Below are 6447 nucleotides of genomic sequence, written 5' to 3'. Positions count from 1 at the left end.
ACGCGGTCTCCTGTTCAGGCTGCGATTGCTTGAAGCTGAACCCGGTCACGCAGGGACTTGCCGTTGAACATCGTCCAGCCGGTTTCCTGCTCCAGATCCAGATAGGCTTGATACAATTCGGGCCGCTGCCTAGCGCCGTGGCTCAGGTCGTTTTCGCACCCCATGATGCAGAAGACGCAGGAGAGGCGTTCATTTTCGCGGTATGCCCAAAACGGCTCTTGTCCAGCCGATTTAATCAAGTGAAACACATGTGCCGTGGTCAGGTGGTGAATGGGCATGTACTCCCAAACCTCCCTGCCTGCCTTGCTCAACGCCGTGTTGATCTTCAGCGGCTCTTTCCTGGCACGGGACGGGCTTTCCTCAGCGCGAATGCCGGTGCAGTTCAGCGCCAGCGTGATGCCCCGGGTTTTCATGTCGTTCCTGATGAACTTGTGAATCGGGTTGCGCTTGAGATCGCTGGTGCATTGCCGGGTGGTGCTGGACGGCCATGCGGGCACATCGGGGCGTGTGCGGGCACGGTGACGCACCATGTCAAAGAAGGTCTTGGATGCCCTGACCACGTTCAATGCTTGGCTGGTGGTTGCCTGAATGTGCTCTTGAACGCCGCGCCATTCGATCTCTCCAAGATCGGCATGAACGACGCAGAGTTGCCCTGCAGGGCCAACACGGGACAGGGCGACATACATCGCCTGGCTGTCTTTCCCGCCACTGTGAGAGACGTAGAAGACAGCGCCGCGCTTGATGAATGAGCGGATCTTGTCCAGTTCCAGCAGCATGTCAGCTCCTCATGGTTTGCCTTTTTGAAACGCTCACGCGAGCGCTTGAAAAAGGGGCGGCTGCTGGTGGGGGTGGAAGCAGCCGCACAGTTTCAGCTAGATCAGGCCGTTTAAGTGGCTTCTCGGATGCGCATCGCCCCAGTGGGGAGGTAGACACAGGGGGCTGGTGCGCAGGTCTCTCCTTGGGAGGAGAACTTCTCATTCGGTAATACGAAAATAATTCGTATCGTATGGTTCGTCAATACAAAAAGTGCGGAAAACAAAAATCGTGCGTTCAGTCGCTGAGTTTAATGGTTGTATGCTGCGTGTATTGCGGTATGCGGGCTGTTCATATTGAGGGGTGTTGAAAAGTGCTGTTTATTCCCACGGAACTGGAAATGGCCAAGGCAGTTTGTGAGCTTGATGGCGCAATCAAGAAGCTCGGCGTAAGTGATATAAGACTGTCCAGTGATGTGGAGGAGTTGGAGTTTTCGTCGGCTCAAGCTGTTGCGGGCAGTTCCATAAGTGAACATTTCCGTCGCTCGCTGAACACGCTTCCGCCAAACCAGTTGCTGTGGGTTGGTCTGTATGATGATCGTGGGGAGTGTATTGGGACCTGTGCGTCAAAGTATGAGGACGGCCGCGGCTGGTCCCTCCAGCAGCTCATTACTCAGTATTTTGAAAGAGTCTTTTTAGCAGAGGGGGGCGGTAAGGTCCGGCTCGCCAGTGGCTCTACAGCTTTTGCTGGAATGGTATCCGGAACGACCGTCTATGTGGGGGGAGGGTATGTGAGCAGGGCGTGGCGTGGGCGAAACCTGCTAGGGTTATGCCAGCGGCTGCTTATCCTCACAGCCTTTTCGAAATGGCAGCCGGATATCGTCTACGGGTTTATGCGCCCCGATAAAATTCAACAAAACTACCATTTGAACTGGGGCTACAGCATCGCCAAGCCGGTTGCTCTTATCTGGGATAAAAAGCCGGAACAAACCGACTTGCATAACTTGTACTTTGTGGGTCTGGGAGCTGAGGGGATTTGCCGTCTTGCCTCAGACCCAATGTTGACCGGACATTCGATACATCATGTGAGTAACACATCAAGAATGTCGCACCCTGGTCCGTCGAGAATGGAAGTATCAATCTCTGGTAACGAAGTTTGAGAGTGCCCCTGTCTTCATAATCCAGATCGGTGGTCACGATATCGAATACGGGACGCAGATAATTTGAGGCTCGGACGTAAGCATCGCTGACCATCCGTCTATAGTCATCGTTCAGCTTGGTCTTTACTTCTGTCGGCGTGCAAGCCCAGTCGTCTCCCAGCAAGAGGGTTGATAGGGATTCCTTGCCAGCCATAAGAATGTCCGGGGTGTCCTGTTGTGTGGGGCGTCCATCAAAGACAACCAAAAGCGGCGACAGAGGAACAAGCTCCTGGCAGAGGAAGCCATTGCTTGAGCGCCACGCATCGTAGAGCTGCCTTGCGGTATCATCCGCAAGGCCTGCATCTATATGCTCTGGATCGAGTGTGAAAACAAAGTTTTTCATTGCTGAATTTTGCTTCCATCTAGTGCCGCTGAAATTGAGAGGTCCAGCTTGTCGGTAAAGCTTCGAACGTCCGTCGCCTCGATTTCATCCGGGTAAGGATGTTCAAAAAGTGTCATGCAAAGCATTTGCGCCAAAATGCTAACGCTGGCGCGTTGCGCTGCATTCAGCCTATCCTGAAGTAAGTCGTATCCAGATAGTTTTTGCTCGTCTTTGTATAATTCTCGAAAACGTTCACAATTCTCTTTGAAGTCCACAACTGCCCCCAAAGCGTCAAAAATACGCCCCCACCATAAACATGAATACCAAACGAGTGTGATACAACCGTGAAATGAATTATTTATTATGTTCCCGTTTTGATAGTTTCTCCCTGTAGATGATATGAACCATTTTTGTAAACTTGATCACGGGCCCCGGCCCTCCGATCAGTTCCTTTTCGATTTCCCGCGCTTCGCGATAGGCTTCCAGGAAGAGTTCTTCATCTTCAATGTCGCTACCTTGAAGGCCGCCGCTGCAGGGTTCGTCCGATGACGGCTCGTCACCCTTGCCAAAAACAAGCCATGCGACGTCGACCTTAAACCGTCGCGCATATTTCGCGGCGGTGTCCTCGTCAAAGTCACGATGCCCGTTTTCGTGCGATGTGTATGTCGTCGGGTTCACGCTCATAGCCTCAGCCGCTGACGTGGCCGATGAAAAACCGGCGCGTTTGCGGGCTGTGCGCAGGCGCTCATTTTTGTCCATCGTATTACCAATGTTCCGTTTGAGATATTCAACCGGACCTATTGTGCGCATTTTTCCAGTCCTTTGGTGTTGACGAAATACAATTCGAAACGTATTAATAATACGCAATAAATACGGAGCTGCTGCATGTCCTTACAAATGCTCCGGGAGTTGCGCCTCAAAAAAGGGCTTTCTCAGAGCGGCTTAGCGGCAATTCTCGGCACTACTCAAGCAACTATCAGTCGCACGGAAAACGGAATTCACAAACCTCGCGGTGCTGCAAAGGCAACATTTGATCGTTGGCTTAGTTCAGTTGGTGAGGTTGACGCGGAAGCGGCCCAGCCTCCTGAAGTCAACTCATCTCCCGAACATCCATAGGAAAGCACGGCTTCATTCTGATTTGGTGGGTATTTCACCCACACGCGTATTCAGGGGGTATTTCAATGGCTTACCGGAATGACCCGACAGCAGATGACATGCATCAGGCCGTCGCAAGGCTGGGTGAAGTTTTGCGCCAGCCGGGCGACAACCAGCTCGCCATGCGCAACCGGATTGCGGATGCGACAGGTTTGAGCGAGCGCACTGTGCGGGCCTATTTCCACCGGGAAGCACGCTGCAATCATCCGGCTCACCTTGAGCTGTTTCTGGACCTCGCGGAAAAGGCGAACCCACACAATGAGATCGAAAGACTTAAAGCGCGTATCGCACAGCTCGAAGCCCTACTGCTTGGTGACGGAACGCGACTGGCTGGCGCGCAAGATCATCGCCGGAGCGGGGTACGTGACCGGGACACTGGCCTTGCGGCTGGCTTTCTGGGTCGCTCCCTGGCTCAAGGCTGACGGGGGAAAGCGGTCATGACTTTCAAACAGGTCACGGTTCCTGACGTGCTCGCTTTTCTGGCGATGGTGATGGTGATCGTCTGGCTGCGGTCAGACTACGGGAACCGCTCCACAACCACCCTGACCAAGCAGGACCGCTTGCCGGTCGCATGCGAGGGGGTGCGGGTATGACCCTTGACAGGAATACGACCGTCGGCGGCGGTCGTGAGGCCGGGAAGGCGGCGCCGGGGTCTCCGGCGTCGTCTGACCAACCCGCCGAGGTGATCATCGAAATTTCCGGCAGACCCGTGGCCAAGGGGCGCCCCAGATACTATCGCGGCCGGGCCGTCACGCCGTCAGACACACGCGCTTATGAACAGCTGATCCGGTCGTGTGCCAAATTTGCGATGAACGGGCGCACGCCGCTGGATGGCCCGTTGAACGCGATTATCGAGGTCTTTCTGCCGGTGCCGGTCAGCTGGTCGGCCAGACAAAAACGGGAGGCGCTGGACGGCAGGACGCTTCCGGTCTCCCGGCCCGATCTCGACAATTACGTCAAGGCGGTGCTCGACGGGCTCAACGGCATTGTCTTCGAGGACGATGCGCAAGTGGTCCGGATTGTGGCGCGAAAAAGCTACAGCGACCGGCCCTGCGTGATCGCGGGACTGCTGCCCATGTCTATTCCCTGAACGGGTGCCCGGCGTGCCGCGTGGTCGCGGTGCGGTCAGCCAACCGTTTTCCTCGCGCCGGGCACCCGGACCCCATCGGGGCCGCGAGGAAGACAAGAACAAGGACGAAAAATGGCAATTTCCCTTTCCTCTCTCAAGCGCGCCACGGCCACGCTGCCCCCGCGCATCCTGCTTTATGGTCCGCCCGGCATGGGCAAGACCACACTGGCTGCCGAGTTTCCCGATGCGGTGTTCATCCAGGTGGAAGACGGTACGCCTGCAGGGCTCGAAATCAACACGTTCGGCCACCTGACGACGTTTCAGGCCGTCATGGAGGCGCTTTATGCGCTGGCCGATGAAGACCATGGCCTTGGAACGCTGGTTGTCGATTCCGTCGACAAGCTGGAAGCGTTGGTCTGGGCTCAGACTTGCGCAGACAACAAATGGTCTTCGATCGAGGATCCGGGCTACGGCAAGGGCTATATCGCCACGGAAGCCGTCTGGCGCGAGTTCCTGAGCATCTGCAATGATCTGCGGACGCGCAAGGCCATGAACATCGTTTTCATCGCGCATTCCAGCATTGACCGGTTCGACGATCCGACGGCTGCCAGTTACTCGCGTTATGATATCCGGCTGCACAAGCGGGCGCTGGCGCTGTTTCAGGATGAAGTCGATGCGATCCTGTTTCTCAATCAGGATGTGTCGGTGAAGGAAGAAAAACAGGGGTTCGGCAAGGAAGTGAAAGCGTCCGGCTTTGGCCAGCGCTGGATCTATGCGGAAGGCCGGCCAAGTTTCGTCGCCAAGAACCGCTACGGATTGCCGGACAAGCTTCTTTTCGAGGCTGGCACCGGCTACCGGCAGATGGCCGCCTTTTTCCCGAACACGCCCCCCACAACCGCGCCGGTCGAAAATACCGCACCGGCTGAAGCAGCGGAGTAAACCCAATGGCACATCTTGGAATGACATTCGATCCGGAACAGGCCCCGCAGGATGATTTCGCGGATCTGCCTGACGGGCGCTATGCAATGCAGATCATCGGGTCTGAGCTGAAACCCCCCAGATCAGGCACGGGTCAGGGGCTCAACCTGCAATTCGAGGTGATCATGGGGGATTTCGAGCGCCGCCAGCATTGGGAATGGCTCAACATCAAGAATGACAATGCGAAGGCCGAAGAGATCGCCCATAGAACGCTTGGCAGAATCTGCCGTGCGGCAGGGCTGGGGCCGATCAGCGACAGCGAGCAGCTGCATGGCATCCCGATGTTCGTGACGGTCAAGAACAAGGCGAACAAGCAAACTGGGGAAACCCGGGCGGAGGCCACCAAGTTCGAGCCTTATTCGGCGGCTCCCGTACCGCAGTATCAGCAGCCCTCGGAAGCAGCACAGCCACCGGTCAATAACGGCCCGGCAATGCCGACAAATGGCGGGCGCCGGAACTGGGGCAACGGGGCACCGGCCCGGTAGTCACGCGGGGCAGCCGGTGATCTGGCGCCAACAAGAGACCGGCTGCCCGTTTCCATCACCTGAGATTTTTCAACATCACGCGAAGGACACGCGGACGATGAACGATAAAGCCATGCCTGTCAAAGCCTGCAAGGGCTTCAACAAGGATATGACCTGCCGGGGCTTTCAATACGAAATCGGCGGTACCTACACGCATGACGTCCCGGTGGTCCGGTGCGCGGAAGGCGGGTTTCACTCTTGTGAAAATCCGCTGGATGTCTGGAGCTATTATCCGCCTGCAACCAGCGTGTTTGCGGAAGTCGAGGCGGCGGGCGCTATTGACCGGGACGCCGGGGCAGACAGCAAGATTGCGTCTGCCGAAATCACGATTACGGCCAGTCTGTCACTCGGGGATCTGACGCGCCGGGCTGTCAAATGGGTTGCCGGGCGGGCAAAAGAGCAAGGCAACGGCAACTACGCCGCTGGCGACTACGGCCATGCCTCAGCC

10 protein-coding genes and 1 pseudogene are annotated in these 6447 nt (G+C 56.4%); 8 read left to right on the top strand and 3 right to left on the bottom strand.

What is annotated here, in order from left to right; all coding sequences use genetic code 11:
* Positions 1-14: 14 nt before the first annotated feature.
* Entirely contained in the window at positions 15-776 is a 762-nt protein-coding gene (locus E1297_RS05335; RefSeq protein ID WP_155134896.1) for a phosphoadenosine phosphosulfate reductase family protein, read from the bottom strand.
* A 377-nt stretch (positions 777-1153) separates the two neighbouring features.
* Between E1297_RS05335 and E1297_RS05330 the strand changes: the two genes are divergently transcribed.
* The gene (locus tag E1297_RS05330) at positions 1154-1912 is read left to right on the top strand and encodes a hypothetical protein (protein WP_155134894.1); all 759 of its coding nucleotides are present in this window, start codon (positions 1154-1156) and stop codon (positions 1910-1912) included.
* 378 nt (positions 1913-2290) lie between these two features.
* Here the strand turns inward: E1297_RS05330 and E1297_RS05325 are convergent, their stop codons facing one another.
* Both E1297_RS05325 and E1297_RS05320 read right to left on the bottom strand, forming a co-directional pair.
* On the bottom strand, positions 2291-2548 hold the full coding sequence (locus E1297_RS05325; RefSeq protein WP_155134891.1) for a hypothetical protein: 258 nt from the start codon (positions 2546-2548) through the stop codon (positions 2291-2293).
* A gap of 79 nt (positions 2549-2627) precedes the next feature.
* On the bottom strand, positions 2628-3140 hold the full coding sequence (locus E1297_RS05320; protein ID WP_155134888.1) for a helix-turn-helix domain-containing protein: 513 nt from the start codon (positions 3138-3140) through the stop codon (positions 2628-2630).
* An 18-nt stretch (positions 3141-3158) separates the two neighbouring features.
* On the opposite strand from E1297_RS05320, the gene E1297_RS05315 reads away from it, so the two are divergent.
* The 7 genes and pseudogenes from E1297_RS05315 to E1297_RS05285 form a co-directional block, all read left to right on the top strand.
* Entirely contained in the window at positions 3159-3389 is a 231-nt protein-coding gene (locus tag E1297_RS05315; protein ID WP_155134885.1) for a DNA-binding transcriptional regulator, read from the top strand.
* 65 nt (positions 3390-3454) lie between these two features.
* Positions 3455-3850: a hypothetical protein gene (locus E1297_RS05310; protein ID WP_155134882.1), complete on the top strand. Its 396-nt coding sequence runs from the start codon at positions 3455-3457 to the stop codon at positions 3848-3850.
* 15 nt (positions 3851-3865) lie between these two features.
* Positions 3866-4021, top strand: a complete 156-nt coding sequence (locus E1297_RS05305; RefSeq protein WP_155134879.1) for a hypothetical protein — start codon at positions 3866-3868, stop codon at positions 4019-4021.
* A complete protein-coding gene (locus E1297_RS05300) occupies positions 4018-4518 on the top strand; it encodes a RusA family crossover junction endodeoxyribonuclease (protein WP_155134876.1) in 501 nt (166 codons plus the stop codon). Before E1297_RS05305 ends, E1297_RS05300 begins: the two co-directional genes overlap by 4 nt.
* A 111-nt stretch (positions 4519-4629) precedes the next feature.
* Positions 4630-5436: an ATP-binding protein gene (locus E1297_RS05295; RefSeq protein ID WP_155134873.1), complete on the top strand. Its 807-nt coding sequence runs from the start codon at positions 4630-4632 to the stop codon at positions 5434-5436.
* A gap of 5 nt (positions 5437-5441) precedes the next feature.
* Entirely contained in the window at positions 5442-5960 is a 519-nt protein-coding gene (locus E1297_RS05290; protein ID WP_155134870.1) for a DUF669 domain-containing protein, read from the top strand.
* Between the two features lie 97 nt (positions 5961-6057).
* A pseudogene (locus tag E1297_RS05285) lies at positions 6058-6447 on the top strand (hypothetical protein); the annotation flags it as partial.

This window comes from Roseibium sp. RKSG952, from assembly GCF_009711355.1.
The sequence above is the reverse complement of the archived record's forward strand: the minus strand, read 5'-3'. Positions and strand labels throughout refer to the sequence as shown.

Coding starts and splice junctions, on each gene's coding strand:
- E1297_RS05335 (WP_155134896.1), bottom strand. CDS start 776: ATGCTGCTGGAACTGGACAAGATCCGCTCATTCATCAAGCGCGGCGCT.
- E1297_RS05290 (WP_155134870.1), top strand. CDS start 5,442: ATGGCACATCTTGGAATGACATTCGATCCGGAACAGGCCCCGCAGGAT.
- E1297_RS05330 (WP_155134894.1), top strand. CDS start 1,154: ATGGCCAAGGCAGTTTGTGAGCTTGATGGCGCAATCAAGAAGCTCGGC.
- E1297_RS05305 (WP_155134879.1), top strand. CDS start 3,866: ATGACTTTCAAACAGGTCACGGTTCCTGACGTGCTCGCTTTTCTGGCG.
- E1297_RS05300 (WP_155134876.1), top strand. CDS start 4,018: ATGACCCTTGACAGGAATACGACCGTCGGCGGCGGTCGTGAGGCCGGG.
- E1297_RS05315 (WP_155134885.1), top strand. CDS start 3,159: ATGTCCTTACAAATGCTCCGGGAGTTGCGCCTCAAAAAAGGGCTTTCT.
- E1297_RS05295 (WP_155134873.1), top strand. CDS start 4,630: ATGGCAATTTCCCTTTCCTCTCTCAAGCGCGCCACGGCCACGCTGCCC.
- E1297_RS05310 (WP_155134882.1), top strand. CDS start 3,455: ATGGCTTACCGGAATGACCCGACAGCAGATGACATGCATCAGGCCGTC.